General features: G+C 65.7%; 16 protein-coding genes and 1 pseudogene. 9 read left to right on the top strand and 8 right to left on the bottom strand.

The annotated features are described in order from the left end of the window. Position 1: 1 nt before the first annotated feature. On the bottom strand, positions 2-412 hold the full coding sequence (gene flgB / locus P6U25_RS13090; RefSeq protein ID WP_407151581.1) for a flagellar basal body rod protein FlgB: 411 nt from the start codon (positions 410-412) through the stop codon (positions 2-4). Between the two features lie 357 nt (positions 413-769). On the opposite strand from flgB, the gene P6U25_RS13085 reads away from it, so the two are divergent. The 4 genes from P6U25_RS13085 (at position 770) to P6U25_RS13070 (ending at position 4604) form a co-directional block, all read left to right on the top strand. Continuing rightward, positions 770-1675, top strand: coding sequence for a flagellar biosynthetic protein FliO (locus tag P6U25_RS13085; protein ID WP_407151580.1), 906 nt, complete (start codon positions 770-772; stop codon positions 1673-1675). After that, a complete protein-coding gene (fliP, locus tag P6U25_RS13080) occupies positions 1672-2424 on the top strand; it encodes a flagellar type III secretion system pore protein FliP (RefSeq protein WP_407151579.1) in 753 nt (250 codons plus the stop codon). The genes P6U25_RS13085 and fliP overlap by 4 nt, the downstream gene beginning before the upstream one ends. Positions 2425-2510: 86 nt before the next feature. Next, the gene (locus P6U25_RS13075; RefSeq protein ID WP_407151578.1) at positions 2511-3398 is read left to right on the top strand and encodes a hypothetical protein; all 888 of its coding nucleotides are present in this window, start codon (positions 2511-2513) and stop codon (positions 3396-3398) included. 54 nt (positions 3399-3452) lie between these two features. Next, a complete protein-coding gene (locus P6U25_RS13070) occupies positions 3453-4604 on the top strand; it encodes an aminotransferase class V-fold PLP-dependent enzyme (RefSeq protein WP_407151577.1) in 1152 nt (383 codons plus the stop codon). On the opposite strand, the gene P6U25_RS13065 is transcribed toward P6U25_RS13070, so the two are convergent. The 3 genes and pseudogenes from P6U25_RS13065 to P6U25_RS13055 form a co-directional block, all read right to left on the bottom strand. Next, positions 4601-5866, bottom strand: a complete 1266-nt coding sequence (locus tag P6U25_RS13065; RefSeq protein ID WP_407151576.1) for a YbfB/YjiJ family MFS transporter — start codon at positions 5864-5866, stop codon at positions 4601-4603. The genes P6U25_RS13070 and P6U25_RS13065 overlap by 4 nt on opposite strands. A gap of 163 nt (positions 5867-6029) precedes the next feature. After that, positions 6030-6260 (bottom strand): annotated as a pseudogene (locus P6U25_RS13060) (hypothetical protein). Positions 6261-6555: 295 nt separating this feature from the next. Continuing rightward, complete coding sequence (locus tag P6U25_RS13055; RefSeq protein WP_407151575.1) at positions 6556-10362, bottom strand: tetratricopeptide repeat protein; 3807 nt, start codon at positions 10360-10362, stop codon at positions 6556-6558. Positions 10363-10589: 227 nt separating this feature from the next. Here P6U25_RS13055 and P6U25_RS13050 point away from each other — a divergent pair, with 227 nt between their 5' ends. Together P6U25_RS13050 and P6U25_RS13045 are read left to right on the top strand one after the other, a co-directional pair. Further along, the gene (locus P6U25_RS13050; RefSeq protein ID WP_407151574.1) at positions 10590-10778 is read left to right on the top strand and encodes a type II toxin-antitoxin system HicA family toxin; all 189 of its coding nucleotides are present in this window, start codon (positions 10590-10592) and stop codon (positions 10776-10778) included. A 44-nt stretch (positions 10779-10822) separates the two neighbouring features. Further along, positions 10823-11215, top strand: coding sequence for a type II toxin-antitoxin system HicB family antitoxin (locus P6U25_RS13045; RefSeq protein WP_407151573.1), 393 nt, complete (start codon positions 10823-10825; stop codon positions 11213-11215). Between the two features lie 89 nt (positions 11216-11304). On the opposite strand, the gene P6U25_RS13040 is transcribed toward P6U25_RS13045, so the two are convergent. From P6U25_RS13040 to fliL, 4 genes are read right to left on the bottom strand one after another with little or no spacing between them, the layout of a single operon-like run. After that, positions 11305-12105, bottom strand: a complete 801-nt coding sequence (locus P6U25_RS13040; protein ID WP_407151572.1) for a MotE family protein — start codon at positions 12103-12105, stop codon at positions 11305-11307. Then, positions 12102-12572, bottom strand: coding sequence for a DUF6468 domain-containing protein (locus P6U25_RS13035; RefSeq protein WP_407151571.1), 471 nt, complete (start codon positions 12570-12572; stop codon positions 12102-12104). The genes P6U25_RS13040 and P6U25_RS13035 overlap by 4 nt, the downstream gene beginning before the upstream one ends. Then, positions 12569-13771 carry a flagellar motor switch protein FliM gene (fliM, locus tag P6U25_RS13030; protein WP_407151570.1) on the bottom strand — a complete coding sequence of 401 codons (1203 nt, stop codon included), beginning with the start codon at positions 13769-13771 and terminating at the stop codon, positions 12569-12571. Before fliM ends, P6U25_RS13035 begins: the two co-directional genes overlap by 4 nt. 18 nt (positions 13772-13789) lie before the next feature. Then, positions 13790-14278 (bottom strand): flagellar basal body-associated protein FliL, encoded by a 489-nt coding sequence (fliL, locus tag P6U25_RS13025; RefSeq protein WP_407151569.1) that lies wholly within the window; start codon positions 14276-14278, stop codon positions 13790-13792. A gap of 381 nt (positions 14279-14659) precedes the next feature. Between fliL and flgF the strand changes: the two genes are divergently transcribed. Genes flgF through flgA form a run of 3 tightly spaced genes read left to right on the top strand, consistent with a single transcriptional unit; the run spans position 14660 to position 17282 of the window. Then, positions 14660-15424, top strand: coding sequence for a flagellar basal-body rod protein FlgF (gene flgF / locus P6U25_RS13020; protein ID WP_407151568.1), 765 nt, complete (start codon positions 14660-14662; stop codon positions 15422-15424). 14 nt (positions 15425-15438) lie between these two features. Then, the gene (gene flgG / locus P6U25_RS13015; RefSeq protein ID WP_407151567.1) at positions 15439-16227 is read left to right on the top strand and encodes a flagellar basal-body rod protein FlgG; all 789 of its coding nucleotides are present in this window, start codon (positions 15439-15441) and stop codon (positions 16225-16227) included. Positions 16228-16229: 2 nt separating this feature from the next. After that, positions 16230-17282 (top strand): flagellar basal body P-ring formation chaperone FlgA, encoded by a 1053-nt coding sequence (gene flgA / locus P6U25_RS13010; protein ID WP_407151566.1) that lies wholly within the window; start codon positions 16230-16232, stop codon positions 17280-17282. The last annotated feature ends 3 nt before the right edge of the window (positions 17283-17285 follow it).

Here is a 17285-nt window from a genome sequence, read left to right as displayed (position 1 = left end):
CCTAGCCCTTGCCGATCGCCGTCTTCAACAGATGCAGGCTTTTGCTGTAGAGGGAGGTGACGGCTGCGTAGTCCATCTGATTGGCCGATACCTTCAGCATCTGGTCTTCGAGATTGACCGCGTTGCCGGCCGGGCGGGTCTGGAAGCCGCTCTTGCCGCGATCATTGTCGAACGTGTCGGGTGCGCCCGACGCCGCCATATGGGCGGCCGTGGTCTGCGTCATCGCCAGCGTCCCCATGCCGCCGCCGATTGTGGAACCGGTCCGGTCAAACTTCGGCTCGACCAGGTCGCGGGGCCGGAAGCTCGGCGTGTCCGAATTGGCGATGTTCTCGGCGAGCACGCGCTGGCGTTCCTGATGCCACTGCATCTTGGTGCGCAACGCCGACAGGATCGGGAGGTCGTTCATGGACATTGGCGCGGTTCCGTTAACCTCTGGGCCCCCAGAAGTAGGCAGAATTTGCCCGGTGTATGGTTAACGGAGGGTTAAAAGAGCCGATGGATCCGTGGAGAACGCCCCAATTGCGGCCGGCGAGCGCATTTTCGCCACGAAAGCTGCGTTAACCAGCCCGGACCGAGCCAGTTCGGCGCGCTGAGAAGTCGTTTTGGGACAAACGATTCTTGGTCTATTAATAGAACAGTCGGCTGCAAGCCGCGGGGAATTAAGGAATAAGGCGGATCTCGGGCGCGATTCGCCGCGCAAACCGCAGTGTCGTTTCGCGCTCACTGATAGCGGTAGCTGAGGATGGCCACCATGGCCGGGGACTCCAGTATGCAGGCACTTACATTCGTCTTCGCATTCGTGGCCGTGCTGGCGCTGATCGGCGTCGCCGCGTGGCTCGTCCGCCGCTTCGGAGGAAACCGTCTCGGCGCCAATGCCAATCGCGGGCGAATGCCGCGACTGGCAGTGATCGATGCCGCGGCGGTCGATGGCCGCCGTCGGCTGGTGCTGGTTCGCCGCGACAATGTCGAGCATCTCCTGATGATCGGCGGTCCGAGTGATATCGTCGTGGAGCCGAATATCGTGCGGGCGAGTCCGGGACGCGATCAGATGTCGACGCGCCCGGCGGTCGCAGCCGATTCCGCCCCGCCGCGGGTCGCGCCGCTGCCGGATGCCGCCTGGAACGAGAGCGAGATCGCCCGCACCGATTTCGATCACGCGGAGCCGCAACTGCCCGAGCTGCCGTCGCGCCCGGCTCGCCCGTCCTTTGCCGACGAGGTCCGTCGCTCCGCGCCCGCCTCCGAGCGTCGCACTGATCCGCTCGCCGGCTTCACGCCAGAGCGGACCGAACCGGTACCGCCGCGACTGGCGCGCTCCGAACCAGTGATTCCGCGTCCGCCGCGCGCCGCCGAGCCGCCCAAGGCGCCACCGCTGCGCACGCCCGATCGCGCGGCGGCAGCGCCGACGCCGCCTGCTCCGGCCACGACGCCGGCGCCTCCGGCTCCGCCGCCGAACGCCGACGCCAATCTCGCCGAGATGGCGCAACGGCTTGAGGCGGCGCTGCGCCGTCCGTCCGGCGGCGGCGAAGCTACCGCGCCGCCGGTTGCGCCCGACGCCCCGCCAGCGCGTCCGCCGCGCAGCGAGCCGCCCGCATCTCCGGCGCCGCAAAAGAGCGGGTTCGAGAATCTCGAGGACGAGATGGCATCGCTGCTCGGCCGCCCGAAGAATCCTTCGTGAGGCCCGCGAGCCTCCCGCGTAGAGTTTTTTTCATCGCTGTCCTGATCGCCGCCGGATCGTTCGCCGACCCGGCGATGGCGCAGGACATCAGCATCAATCTCGGCGGCGGCAATGGCGGCGTCACCGAGCGCGCGATCCAGCTCATCGCGCTGCTCACGGTGCTGTCGATCGCACCGTCGATCCTGATCATGATGACGTCGTTCACGCGCATCGTGGTCGTGCTGTCGCTGCTGCGCACCGCGCTCGGCACAGCGACCGCGCCGCCGAACTCGGTGATGATTGCGCTCGCCATGTTCCTCACCGCCTTCGTGATGGGGCCGGTGCTGCAGAAATCCTACGACGACGGCATCAAGCCGCTGGTCGCCAACCAGATCGGCGTCGAGGACGCGTTGCAGCGCGCCTCGGTGCCGCTGCGCGGCTTCATGCAGAAGAACGTGCGCGAGAAGGACCTCAAGCTGTTCATGGACCTCTCCGGCGAACCGCCGCCGGCGACGCCGGACGAGATGTCGCTGCGCATTCTGGTGCCGGCCTTCATGATTTCCGAGCTGAAGCGCGCCTTCGAGATCGGCTTCCTGCTGTTCCTGCCGTTCCTGATCATCGACCTCGTGGTCGCATCGGTGCTGATGTCGATGGGCATGATGATGCTGCCGCCAGTCGTGGTCTCGCTGCCGTTCAAGCTGATCTTCTTCGTGCTGGTCGACGGCTGGTCGCTGGTCGCCGGCAGTCTGGTGCAGAGTTACGGGGGGTAGCCCCGCGAAACAATCATGGCCCGCTCGCTGGATCGGCCTCCGCATTGCATTATCATGCGCGGCGTCGCATCCGGAGAGCCGCGTCCATGCAACAGCCGTTCGACCGCGCCGCAGAAGACCTCGGTAACGCCATCCATCTCGAACATGTCAACGTGCAGGTGCCCGACCAGCGCCTGGCCACGCTGTTCTACGTCGCCGGGATCGGCCTGACCCGCGATCCCTATCTGATGGTCTCCGACAGCAACATGTGGGTGAACGTCGGCCGCAGCCAGTTTCATCTGCCGAGCGGCAAGCCGCAGGTGCTGCGCGGCCATACCGCACTGGTGATCGCCGGGCGGCAGGCGCTGCTCGACCGGCTTGCGTCCGTCGCGCCGAAGCTCGAAGGCACCGCATTCAACTATCGCGCACACAATGACCATGTCGAGGCGACCTGCCCCTGGGGCAATCGGCTGCGCTGCTATGAGCCGGACGCAAGCCGCTTCGGGCGCATCACGCTCGGGATGCCTTATGTCGAGTTCGAGGTGCCGCACGGCACCGCCGAGGCGATCGGCCGGTTCTATCGGGAAATCATGGGAATCCCCGCCAATGTCACGAACGGCGACGGCACCGTTGCGTGCGCAAAAGTCGGCAAGGATCAGTATCTACAATTCCGCGAGAGCGACCGGGCGCAGCCGGAGTTCGACGGCCATCACATCCAGATCTATATCACCGATTTCTCAGGCCCTTACAGGCGTCTGCTGGAGCGCAACCTGATCTCGCGCGAGGACAATCAGTACCAGTACCGCTTCTGCGACATCGTCGATCCCAAAGATGGCAGGCACCTGTTCACCGTCGAGCATGAGGTGCGCAGCGTCACCCACCCGATGTATCTGCGCCCGCTGATCAACCGCAATCCCGCGCAGACCAACCGCACTTTCGCCCATGGCCACGACCAGGCACTCTGGGCGATGGGACCGGATCAGTACGACGGATGACGGCCAGCGCCCCCCGATCCAAACCTCATCCGAAAACGCCAGCAACGAGCCGCCATGCTTCCCTCGCAGCGCCATCTGTTCGATGTTCCGCAAGACATTTGCTACCTGAACTCGGCCTCCTACAGTCCGCTGCCGCGGACGACGCTCGACGCCGGCCGCATCGCGGTGGCGCGCAAGGGCCAGCCCTGGACGCTGGACGCGGACTTTGCCCACCGCCAGCACGAACGCGCCCGCTCTGCTGCGGCACGCCTGATCAATGCCGATGCTGACGACATCGCGCTGATCCCTGCGGTCAGCTACGGCGTCGCGACGATGGCGAAAGTGCTGACCATTCCGCGCGGCACGCGCGTCATCGTGCTCGAGAACGATCACTCCTCGCCGGTGCTGGAATGGCATGCCCGCGCCGCGGCGCAGGGCTTTACCGTCGAAACCGTCGACCAGCCCGCCGACGGCGACTGGACCTCGGCGGTGCTCGCGGCAATCGAGCGGACAGGCGCGCCGCCGGTCGGCCTCGCCTCGATCTCCTCGGTGCACTGGTCGGACGGCGGCCTGATCGATGTCGAGAAGGTGCAGGCCGCGCTGCGGCGGCAAGGCGCCATGTTCGTGATCGATGCGACGCAGGGCGCTGGTGTCGTGGCGATGGATGTGAAGCAGCTCGATCCCGACGCCGTGATCTTCCCGACCTACAAATGGCTGATCGGTCCCTACGGCCGCGCGTTCCTCTACGTCGCGAAGCGCCATCAGACCGGCGTGCCGCTGGAGCAGACCTCAGCCGGCCGCCGCAATGTCAATTCCGAGAACCCGGTTTATTTCGGCGATCTCGGCTATGTTGATAATGCGCGGCGCTACGACATGGGCGAACGCGATCATTTCATCTCGCTGGAGTTGGCGTCCATCGGCATGGAGATGATGGCGGATTGGGGCGCGGCCGCCGTCAGCGCGCGGCTTGCGATGCTGACCCAGCGGATCGCCGACGGCGTCCGCGACCTCGGCGTCAGCGCGCTCGACCGGCGGCTGCGCGCACCGCACATCGTGAGCCTCGGCATGGCGGGCGGCGTTCCGAGAGACCTGATCGCGCGCCTTGCTGCCGAGAACGTCCATGTCGCGTTGCGGCTCGGCCGGATGCGCGTGTCGCCGCATGTCTTCAACGACGAAGCCGACACCGACCGGTTCATTGCCGTGCTGGCGCGGGCGCTGCGCAGCTAGCGGCCTGACTTTGCAAGAGCGCTCACGAACTCGAGCGCCAGCGCGACGATCACCGCGGCCGCGCCGATCACGAACAGCAGCGCATAATCACCGCCGCTCTGCGCGAACAGGAACGACATCCCGTAGGCGCCCGCCGCCTGGAACAGCGCGAATGTCGTGGTGGCTTGCGCCCACGCAGTGCGCTGGCCGGCAGCGGAATGCGGGATCAATTCGTGGATGCGGCCGATGACGAGCGGCACGATGCCGGGCGTGAAGCCACCGACGATGAGGCTCGACACGATCAGCGCGACCGCCGACGTGCTCACGGCCGGCAGCGCGACCGCCACGCCCTCGACCAGGAACGCTGCACGAAGTGCTGTTGCGAATCCCGCGCGATCCGCGAGATGCCCGGTCAAGAGCGGACCAATGACGGCGCCCAGCCCGTACAGCACCCAGTAATACGATCCGGCCGAAATCCCCTGCCCGAGCCCGCGAGCCACGAAGTCGACCAGGAACACCATGTGCGGCACCAGCGCCAGCGCGTTGAGGCCGTATTCCAGGCTCAACATCAGTACCAGAGGCGATCGCGCACCGTGCGCCGTGGCATGATGCTCGACGGCAGCATGCGCCACCGGTGTCTCCGCCGGCCACGCCTTCCAGCTCATCAACGTCAGCAGCGCCGACAACACGCCAAGGCCATACCAGGCTTCGCTGAGCCCCTGGCGCAGCAAGAGCGGAACGAGTGTGCCGGAGGCCGCGACCCCGAGCCCGACGCCGGCAAAGATCACGCCGCCGACCAAGCCACGCTTGCTCGGCGCGGTGTGCGGCAGGATCGCTGTTGCCGCCAGCACCATGATCACGCCGCCGGTCACGCCTGCGAGGAAGCGGAAACCGAAGAACCAGATGAACGAGATCGGCACGGCGCAGGCAAAGCAGCAGAGCGCCGCCAGCACCATCATGCCGCGCAGCGCGCGCACCGAGCCGATCCGTGTCCCGAGATCGCGGGCAATCAGCGCGCCGGCGAGATAGCCGGCAAGATTGGCGGCGCCGAGATAGACGGCCTCCGCCGGCGTGAACCATTTGGCCGCGATCAGCGCCGGGATCAGCGGCGCATAGGCGAAGCGCGCAAGCCCGAGCCCGACCAGCGACGCGCAGAGCCCGGCAATCGCGGACAGCCACACCGGCCTGCCCGCGTCCCGATGCGACGCGGCGTGACGGTGCCGGCGATGATGGTCGGCGTTCGTACTCAGCATTCCCACGACATAGGCCGCAGGAGCGTTCATGAAAAATGATTAGTTCCGATTGCTGCGATCGTCCGTAACGATTGCAGGAAGCAGCGCGGCAATGGCGTCGTGCGCAGCTTGATGACCTGTGCAGGCATCACGCAAAGATTCCGCCTTTGCTCCCGGACAGTAATGGTCCCGGTTCAGGCGCAATCGTTGGTCTCTAGCCTTCCACGTCACACTGCTTGCTGAGGTGGATCTGCACCAGCATCGCGACGCATTCGGGATAGCCGGGCTTGGCCACCGTCGCACCATCAGCGCTGGCGCGAAATTCCCAGCTCTCGCCGTCGCGGAGGATCGAGATGTCGATGCCATCAGGTCAGTCGGCATGCACCTTCAGCTCGGCCCGCGCCATCGCGATGAGTACGGCTTCGCTCTTGATCGGCTTGCACATGATGACGACGTCCCCAGCAGAAACGGCGCTGTTGCCAGCGCCGCTTCGGTGCACCTCACGCGTGGAATCGGCCCACTTTGACTGGCGCTGGCGGGAGCGACCCGCTCTGGCTCGGCTGGCGTGGGAGGCCTGCTCGCGATCCGCTGACGAGGCTACGCCGCCTCCAAGCAGAGTCAATCGGACCGACGACTTTTTTAGACCAAGGCCAATCCCGATCACGGCATCGCAGCATCCGCCCGTCATCGATGACACCCGAGTCCGACTCGGTTCCTCAATACCCCATTGTGACGTCTGCCTAGCGCGACGCGCTGACGCTCCGCTCGCTCCCGACGGCCGGCAGCGTGCTGACCCGTGCGGCCTTCGCCTTGTCCGGCAGCGATCCGGTCGCGACTGAGTCCGGCAGCGGCGCGCGGGCGGTCGCGTCGGGGAAGCGGGTCCTCATCTCGCGGATGAAACCGTCCAGCGTATCGACGCTCGCCGCCATCCTGGCGATCGCGGCAAACTCCGCGCTCGAGGTCGCGACCGGCTTGCTGGCGGTGTCGAACGCCAGCTTGTCGGCCTCGCCGGACATCAGCGGCGCGTATTTCTCGCGGAATCGCGCCAAGCCGATGGCGTCCTCGGCCAGCGCGTAGCCGACCACGGCACGGATGACGTCGGCCTTCTCGGCGGCATTGAGCGGCGCGAAGTCGCGCCAGCGATCGCCGTAATACAGCTCGATCTGCTCGGACGCCTCGCGCCAGCGCCGCGCCGCCCAGTAGATGTCGGAGCGCAGCCGGATCGCCTCGCGGCCGGCGATGTTCGAGATGATGTCGAGCGCGAGATCGTGGCGGCCGACGTCGCTCTGCGCCCTTGCCTCAAGCAGCAGCCGCTGCTGCCGCAATTCGCCGGACAGGTCGGCGATGCGCGTCGAGCGCAGCGCGGCAATGGCGCGATCCGGCTTGCGGTTGGTCAGATACACCATGGCCAGGCGCGCGGCGACCTGGGCGCGCGCCGCGCCTTCCAGCCGCTTGTCGACCTGGTACTGCAGGAGGTCGGCGGCCTGGTCCAGCAGGTCGACGCCGACGAGACGATCGGCCAACCTGCGGATCATCTCGTCGCCGCGGCGACCGATCGGGGTCAGCTCGCGATATTCGTAAAAGGTGCTGAGCGCGTCGATCGGCGACATTTCGTCGCCCTTCGGTCCGAGGAAGAGCTGCACGAAGAGCGCCGATGCCGCATCCTGCGCCTGCCGCGACTCCGGTGCATTGGGCTGCAGCCGTGTCGCGGCGCGGCTCACGGCAAAGGCATCGGCGTAACGTCCAGTGTCGGCATAGATCTTCGACAACACGAACAGCGTCTTCAGCTCGATGTTGTCACCGCGCCACATCATCGACAGCAGTTCGAGCTGTTTCAGCACTTCATCCCGGCCGATCTCGCCGCGCTTCTGCCGCAGCAGGGTTTCGAGCAGCTCGCCTTCCGCTGCCGCCTGACGATCGGTGGAGATGGCGGCGAAGTGATAGGCGTCCAGCGCATCCTTCTCCTGGCCAAGGGCTTCCGCGAGCCGGCCCTTCAGCACAGCCACCGCAGGCTTGAGGTCGTCAGGGACACCGACCACGTCGAGATCGCTCTTGCGCCGTGCAGCGCCGGCATAATCCTTGACCTCAAGCGAGGCCTTCATCGCGTTCATGGTGATGATGCGCTGCAGCTCCGGCGGCAGCGTGGCCACCGAGAACTCGACGTTCTTGAACTTCTCGCGCGCTTCCACCCATTTGCCCTCGCGCGCGAAGGCGAGCCCCTTCCACAACTGGGAATCGTAGCCGTTGCCGATCACCGGGTTGGCGAGGTCCTTCAGGCCCTGCTCCGGGTGGCCGATCAGGATGCTCGCGATGGCGTGCACCATCACCATCGCCGGCGTCTCGCTGCCGCGCTTGCTTTCGGAGAGCATCAGGTTGGTAACGGCATGAGCTTCCTCATACATGCCGCGCGCCATGTAGAAGTCGGCGAGATCGAGCCGCGCCTGCGGAAGCTGGTCGGCATTGGCCGCCGCCGTGGCGTCAATCAAGCTGTCGAGCCGATTGAGGAAATTCTCCGATCCGTTCTTGTGCCATTCGTCGATGTCGAACAGCGGCTTGACCGCAGCGGTGGCGCGCTCGGCGGCCACATCGGCCGACGACAGCGTCAGCCCGCCGGGACGTCCCAGTGTCACCTTGTCGTCGCCGATCTCCGCCTTCACGTCGTCGGCGTTCGGACGAACCACCAGGCCGTGGATCGATTCCAGCAGCGACAGTTCGACGAAATCCTGCCGCTTCAGGATGCCGCGGGTCGGCGGCGGCGCGGTCACGACCCAGAGTGCGTCGCCGGCATCGGGATCGACCAGTCGGTGGAATTGGCCGGGATTGGCGAGCGGCACGCTGACATTGGCGAGCGCGGGCTCGGTGATGTTGCGCACCACGGTGAGCGGCAACGGCGGCTTTTGCACACGGTCGGCGAAGGTCAGCGTCCAACTGACTCCGCGCGAGCGATCATCGCTTTCGAGCGACGGCATCTGCGGCCGGTTGAGGCGGAAGCGCACGGCCTGGCCCTTGTCCAGGGCCATGCGTGTGACATCGGCGATGATGGACCCGCCCTTGGCGCGGATCGGATCGACGTCGATCGCCTCAGCCGTGTCGAACACCATCCACACGGCATCGGCACGGCGGAACAGTGCGGCCGGGGTGGCGGTGAGGAACGAGAACGTCACGCGCAGCCCGTCGCTGTCGCGCTGTGCCTCGACCGAGGCCTTGCCGCTCGCACGAGCCTCCGAGGATGGCGACGGTGCCGCGGCCGCCTTCGGTGTCTCCATTACCGGCGCCTGCGTGGCAGAAGCCGGCGGCTTCGGCGCTTCGGTCACGGCCGCGGGCTTCACGTCTTCCGGAGCCGCGGCCGCGCCGTCATGCGGTGCGGCCGCGGCGCTCGGCAGATCCGACTTGGACAACTCCGACTTGGGCAGATCCGATTTGGGCAGATCCGACTTCAACGAGTCCGCCTTCGGCAAATCCGCCTTGGGCGGCCCCGGTTGAGCCGGCGCGGATATCGGCTGCTCGGCCTGCTCCGGATTGGCCGGTTCGCCCTGCGGCTGCTCGGATGTCTCGGGCTTGATCTCGATCTTGGCCTGTTGCGCGATGCCTTCCGAGGTCACGGGCGGGAGCGCGGCCGGCTCTCGCGACATCGCGGCTTTCGGCTTGCCGCGCGGTGCAGGGATCAGCGCGGTGAGCGCAGGCTTTGCCTGCGCCTGCTGGTCGCTCTGCTGGAAGGCGACGTCGACGATATAGTTCTTCTCGTCGCGAAACGAATGCACATCGACGTCGCCCACCAATGTCATGTCGACCGCCGACGTATCGGTATCGGCGCGCGCGCTGATCGATGCGACATTGGGGGGCGCGGCGACCTTGGCGTCGGCGAGGTCGAAGGTCAGCACCGCATTGAAGGACAACGTCAGCTTCTGCTCGTTCAGCACCGAGGAGACGCCGACACCGTCGGGAACCTCGAAGACGAAGCGGACGAAGGTGGGCTGCAGCAGCGCGCGGACGCGCACCGGAGGCCGCTTCTTCGCGGCATCGGCTGCGCGCTGCAGGCGAAGCAGGCGCTCGGCGTTGCGGGCGCGCTCGGCGAGCTCGCGGATCACCTCCTGCGGCAGCGGCGGCGGCGGGCCGGTCCAGCCGTCGGGCAGGAAGTCGACGAAGATGCGCTCGCCCGCAGTCATGGTATTGATGGTGACGCGGCGCGCCAGCGACAGGCGGATCGCCGAGCCATCCGGATCGCGGCGCGCCGAGCCGACATAGTCGGGCACCGCATCCGACAGTTGCTCAACGGGGATATCGACCGGGCGCTTAAAGCGGATCACGACGATCGAGCCCGCCGTCGTCACCTCGGAATCGACGTCTTCCTTCAGCTTGAGCACCAGCCGGGCAAACCCGTTCGCGGCGGAGAACGTCGCCTCGCCCGGCACCGGATCGTCCGCGCGGGCGGCGCGGGGCGATGCGATAACTGCAACAGCGAAGCCGGTCGCCAACAGGCACAGGCGCGCAGCCCGGGTCCAGGCGCGGCCCAGCGACCATGTTCCAGCGGCAGCCGTTCGCGCCATCTCGAAACGTCTTCTCAATGCCTCAACGATGCCAGCGCGAAGCGCCCTCGCCCACGCGTCCCGATTTTGGATGGGCGGCGTTAAGGAGCTGTTAACGTCAACGCGCCGCGAACAGCGTACCGGCGCACCGCGAAAAAAGGGGCAAACCGAAGGTCGCCTCTCCGTTAGTTACCAGTGTGTATTTATGTGTTGACGCCAGTCGGCTGATTGTGTGTATAAATCCACACATGAACTCGACGGACATCATCAAAGCCCTGCTGGCCGATGGTTGGAGACAGGTCGCCCAGAAGGGCAGCCATGTTCAGTTCAAGCACCCAAGCAAGCCGGGCCGCGTGACAGTCCCTCACCCAAAACGGGATGTCCCCGTCGGAACGTTCAAAAGCATCGAGAAGCAGTCCGGCCTGAAACTGAAATGACATCGCATAGAGAGGGCCAACGGCCCGCCCCAAGGAGGGAAGCCATGCGACACTACATTGCCCTGATCCATAAGGACGCCGACAGCGATTACGGCGTCTCGTTTCCCGATCTACCTGGGGTCATCACTGCGGGTACCGATCTGGACGACGCGCGTACGATGGCCGCGGAAGCCTTGGCCCTCCATCTCGAAGGTTTGGTCGAAGACGGCGAGGCCGTGCCTGAGCCTTCCTCTCTTGAAGAGATCATGGCCAATATCGAAAATCGAGACGGTGTAGCCGTGCTCATTCCAGCCCCGTCGGAGGGCGTGAAGAGTGTTCGTGTCAACATCACTCTTCCGTCCGACATACTCAACGAGATCGATCGTCGTGCCGAACAAGAAGGCTTCACGCGCTCGGGCTTTCTCGCTCAGGCCGCTAGGAAAGCCCTGGCAGCTTGAACCGGCGCAACGAGGCGATCGTGGCTCGCGCGGCACACAAACTTGTCCACACAGGCCACTGCCGATAGACGGAGGAGCTACGCCGCCCGTCAATTCGTCTTCGGCGCCAGCAACTTGCCCTCGATCTTGGGGAGGTCGTCGGCGGCTGCCGACGTGTCGCCGCTGGCACGGCGGGCGAGTTCGACCGTGAGGCGCTCGGCGGCCTCCGGCTGCATCTGGCCGAGAATGTCGGACATCTTGCGCGGCTGGATCTGCGAGGCGATCTGATAGAGCACGCCGATGTCCAGGCGGTCGAACACCTTGGCGGCGTCCTTCGGCTTCATGTTCTCATACATGGTGACGATGCCCTTGAAGCGAGCCGCCTCCGCCGCGGCCTTCGCCGCCGCATCGGCGCTCGCCTTGGCGTCGTTGGCCTTGGCCTCCTCGACCTTGGCCTCGATGCGCTTCTCGGCCGCCTTCAACAGGCTTTCGCGGATCTCGACCTCGCGCGCACGCTGATCAAGCTCCTGGCGGCGCGATTGCAGCCGTTCCAGGATCGCGCGCTCCGTCGCCGACACCGGCGCGGGTTGATCCATATTGACCGCCACGCCGTCCGGCTTGGGCGGCACCGCCGCGGGAGCAGCGGGTATCGGCGGCTCGTCCTTCTTCGTCTCCTTGTTCTCGACCGATCCTGTGATGTCGGAAGGATCGCCTTTGACCTTGTTGTCGGCGGCGACCCTGCTGCCGGGGAAGTTGAAATTTTCCTGCGCCCACGACAGCCCGGCCGGTTGCGGAGCGTAGTCGAACACATAGCCGCCATCGAGCACGAGGCCGGCGATCTTCAGCACCATCAGGCCGAAGACCGCGGCCAGCACCACGGGCAATACTCGGATGTCACGGAACGACTTCATGCAGCGAGGCCGCCGGCCCTCCTGCGCTCGGTGAAGGCCTCCGCGGCCGCTGCGACGGCACGCGCGGCGGAGACCCGCGGCGCCGGCGCCACCGGTGCGGGCGCCGCCTGCATGGGTGCGGCGGGCGCGGGCGCCGACGGCCGCGCGGCAAGCGCGATCTTGGACAGGCGGCGCACCACGTGATCACCTTCGGCGATCTGGTTCTTGAGCTGGATCGACATCTGCGTCGCCGCGTCGAGTTGGTTGCCGAGATTCTCGTTGACGTCGCGCACCGCGTGCTTGAGCCCGCCGATCGCCCGCTCGGCGATCTCGGTCGCCGTGATCAGTTCGGCGATCGTCGCTTTCAGCGAATGCTCGTCCGCCTTCAGCCGCTGCAGGCGCTTGTTGAGCAACCAGCAATAGCCGATCGTCAACATCAGAAGCACGGTCACCAGGCTCTCGATTGCTAATCCAAGCACATGACTCATGGTGCCTCCATCATCTTGGTCTGCTCGTCCGCCTTCTCGAACATCGCGAAGGTGGTCTGCGGCTTGCGCAAATTCTTGGTGACGCGGATCGCGACGCGATCGCCGACGCGGCCCATCCGTCCTTCCGTCAGGGTGACGTTGCCGCAGCGCACCGATACCAGCGAGTCGGCGCGGATCTCGAGCGGCAGCGTGTCGCCGACCTTCAGCCGCATCAATTGCTTCAGCGGAATATCGGCCTCGTAGAGCACGGCGTCGACCGAGATCTCGGCCTGCGCCACCTCGGTGGCGAAATGGCCTTCCCAGATCGGGTCGCGGCCGAACTTTTCGCCCATGAACATCTGCAACAGCACGTTGCGGATCGGTTCGATGGTCGCATAAGGCAGCAGCAACTCGATGTTGCCGCCGCGGTCTTCCATGTCGATGCGCAGCCGCACCAGGATCGCGGCGTTGGCGGGCCGGCTGATCGCGGCGAAGCGCGGGTTGGTCTCGAGCCGGTCGATCGAAAAGGTCACCGGCGACAGCGGCCGGAACGCCTGCTCGGCATCGGCCAGCACCACCTCGACCAGCCGCTTGACCAAGTTGGTCTCGATCGTGGTGTAGGGCCGGCCCTCGATCCGCAGTTGGGTTTGGCCGCGGCGGCCGCCGAGCAGCACGTCGATCATCGAATAGATCAGGCTGGAATCGACGGTGGCGAGGCCGAAATTCTCCCACTCCTCCGCCTTGAACACCGAGAGCACCGCGGGCAGCGGGATCGAGTTCATGTAGTCGCCGAAGCGCACCGAGGTGATGCGGTCGAGCGAGACCTCGACGTTGTCGGAGGTGAAGTTGCGCAAGGATGTCGTCATCAGCCGCACCAGGCGGTCGAACACGATCTCGAGCATCGGCAGGCGCTCGTACGACACCATCGCGGAATCGATGATGGCGCGAATGCCGGAGTGATCGTCGAGATTGACGTCGCCGACGGTGAAGCCGAGGAGATTGTCGATCTCCTCCTGCGACAGGACACGTTCGCCGTTGGTGTTCTTGCCGCCGAAGTCACGGCTGCCGTCCTCGACCATGGCCGCCCATTGCAGCGCCATGCTCTCGGTGAGTTCGTTCTTGGCCGCCTCCGCGGCGGCAGCCGCGGGATCCTCGGAATCGAGCGAGGCTTCCCACTGCGCCGCAATGGCGTCCTGATCCATCTGGTCGGTGCCGGCCATGGCTTTATATCCGCCCTGTCACTGGATCACGACTTCCTTGAACAGCACCGCGTTCACCTGGTTGGGTGCGAGCGCCAGATTGACCCGCTTGGTCAGCTCTTCCTTGAGGCGAAACAGGCCGGCGGAGCCGTTGAGATCGCTCGGGCGCAGCTCGCGCATATAGGTCTGGAACAGGTCGGTGACGCGCGGCAGCGACGGCTTGATGGCCTCGGCCTGCTTTTCTTCCTTCACCTCGAGCACGAGCTTCAGCTTCAGATATTGCACGCGCTCGCCGGGCGCGCCGACCAGGTTGACCAGCATGTCGGGAACATCGACGAAGGATGGCGGCTTCGGCGGCGGCGCCTCGGCGTGCTGCTCGTCGCCGTGGCCGCGCATGAAGAAGAACCATCCGGCTGCGCCGGCACCGACAATGGCGAGGAAGCCGACCGCGGCAATGATCAGCTTGAGCTTGCCTTTCTTCGGAGCGGCCGCGCCATCGCCGCCTTCCGTCTTGTCGTCGTCCGCCATCGTCCGCCCGCTTCAATTGAAGGATGCGAACGCGATTGCCACCAGCCTTGGCTTAGAGACGCGATACAAATGCCGCCGGCGCACACGCGCCCCAATAATGGCGACGCTAGGGTCATAATGGTTAACGGAAGCTTAGGATTACCCCTCAACTAGGAAAAAACTGCCGGGCAAATATGGTCAACAAGACCTTTCTGCCGCCCCGCAGAGGGCTCGACCGCATATCTAACCCATTAAAACACCATCACATTTCGACTTGGCACGGCTTTCGCTAAGGGATTGGCGTAACCCGCGGGTTTGGGAGAACCCCAAGGTTAACGACGGTCCGGGGTGAAGGCTTGGGAGAGCCCCTGCATCGGATCAACTCACAGGGGAGAACCGCCGATGCAGAACACGCTTCTGATCGGATTGTCGAAGCAGATGGTGCTGGAACGGCAGATCGATGTCGTTGCCAACAACATCGCGAACATGAACACCAATGGCTACAAGGCCGACCGGTCCTTGTTCCAGGAATATCTGTCGTCGAGCGCGCACGAGGACAATTTCGCCGGCAACGACCGCCGCGTCTCCTTCGTGCAGGACCGCGCGACGTTCCACGATTTCTCGCAGGGCTCGACCGAGCAGACCAAGAACCCGCTCGACGTCGCAATTGACGGCAGCGCGTTCCTCGTGGTGCAGACGCCCGGCGGCGAGCGCTACACCCGCGACGGCAATCTGCAGATCAACAATCAGGGCCAGCTCGTTACCGCCGACGGCTACCAGGTGCTGGGCAGCTCCGGCCCGATCACCTTCCAGCAGACCGACCACGACATCAGCATCGCTCCCGACGGCAACATCACCGTGGTCGAGGGCACCTCCACGCTCGACTCGGTGCGCGGCCGGCTGCGCCTGGTGTCGTTCCCGGACGCCCAGCGCCTGCTGAAGGAAGGCTCCAACCTCTACGCGCCGGGCGAAGGCGCCGTGCCGGTGGTCGATACCCAATCGGTGCTGCGCCAGGGCTTCATCGAGAAGTCCAACGTCAATTCCGTCACCGAGATGAGCCGCATGATCGAGATCACGCGGACCTACACCCAAATCGCCTCGCTGCTGCAGCAGCAGAGCGACCTGCACAAGTCGGCGATCGAAAAGCTCGCCGACGTCCCGACCTGATCGGAGGCTGATCCATGCGCGCACTCTATACCGCTGCGACCGGGATGGCCGCCCAGGAGCTCAACGTCCAGGTGATCTCCAACAACATCGCGAACCTGCAAACCACCGGCTACAAGAAGCAGCGCGCCGCGTTCCAGGATTTGATCTACGACCATGTGCGCCGGGTCGGCGCGCAGGCCTCGCAGCAGAACACCATCCTGCCTGTCGGGATCGACCTCGGTGGCGGCGTCAAGACCGTCGGCACGCCGCGGATGATGACCCAGGGCACGCTGTCGCCGACCGGCAACGATCTCGACATCGCGATCCGCGGCGAAGGCTTCTTCAAGATCCTGATGCCGGACGGCACCTTCACCTATTCCCGCGACGGCTCGTTTCAGATGGACAACCAGGGCCGCATCGTCAACGCCCAGGGCAACCCGGTGCAGCCGACGATCACGATCCCGCAGAACGCCTCCGGCATCACCATCAACACGCAGGGCCAGGTCTCGGTGACGCTGCCCGGCCAGACCGCCTCGACCACGATCGGCCAGATCGGCCTGACCCGCTTCATCAACAAGGCCGGGCTGAACCCGATCGGCGACAACCTGTTCACGGAGACCCCGGCCTCCGGCCAGCCGCAGGATGGCACCGCCAACACCGATGGCTACGGCGACATGCAACAGGGCAACCTCGAGCAGGCCAACGTCGAAGTGGTCTCGGAAATCTCCAATCTGATCGCCGCGCAGCGCGCTTACGAGATGAACTCCAAGGTGATCTCCGCGGCTGACCAGATGATGCAGTCGACCGCCAACCTGTTCCGCTGAGGATGATGTCGATGATCGCCCGCCCGCTCCTCGTCGCCGCCCTGCTCGCCGTCACCGCGACCGCGTCAATCGCGCAAAGCCAAAGCGAAAGCATCGCGGCGCCGACGCTGCGCGCCAGCGTCACGGTCGCGGACGACATCGTGCGGGTCGGCGACCTCGTCGACAATGCCGGCAGCGCCGCCTCGATCGCAATCTATCGCGCACCCGATCTCGGCACCACCGGCACGCTGCCGGTGGCCCAGGTGCTGACCACGCTGCGCGCGCGCCAGATCATCGGCGTCGACACCCGCGACCTCAAGGAGGTCACCGTCACGCGGCTGGCGCGCACCATCGACACCAAGGAGATCGAGCAGCAGGTCGCGCGCGCGCTCGAGCGCCGCCACGGCCTCGGCAATGCCGCCGACATCGCCCTGACCTTCGACCGCGATCCCGGCGATGTCAGGCTCGAAGCCACCAGCACCGGGGCATTGCAGCCGATCGCCGTGCGCTACGATCCACGCAGCACGCGCTTCGACGTCAGCTTCGAGATCGGCAACGACGCAGGTAGCGCGCCGGTCAAGCTGCGCTTCACCGGCACCGCGATCGAAACCGTCGAGGCCGCCATCCTGACTCGTAGCGTCGAGCGCGGCGATGTGCTGAAGGGCTCGGACGTTGTAATCGAGCGCCGTCCGAAGGCCGAGGTTGGCAGCGATGCGGCGGTGCGCGACAGCGCGGTCGGCATGCAGGTCCGCCGCCAGCTCGGCGCCGGCCGCGCCCTGCGCGTCGCCGATCTCGCCAAGCCCGATCTCGTCACCCGCGACCAGAACGTCACGTTGGCCTACCAGAACGGCGGCCTCTACCTGACGATCCGCGGCAAGGCGATGGACAACGGCGCCGAGGGCGACGTCGTCAGCGTGATGAATTTGCAGTCCAAGCGCGTCATCTCCGGCGTCGTCACCGGCCGCGGCGAGGTCTCGATCGCGGTTGCGACCCCTCGCCCTGTGCCGGTCGCCGACACCGACGCATCAACGTCAGCTCCCGTCAAGCTCAGTTCAGTCGCTCCAAACGCCGAGTAAAGT

The sequence above is a fragment of the Bradyrhizobium sp. ORS 86 genome (assembly GCF_045571475.1).
Lineage (GTDB): Bacteria > Pseudomonadota > Alphaproteobacteria > Rhizobiales > Xanthobacteraceae > Bradyrhizobium.
This window is presented reverse-complemented; position numbering and strand designations above follow the sequence as displayed.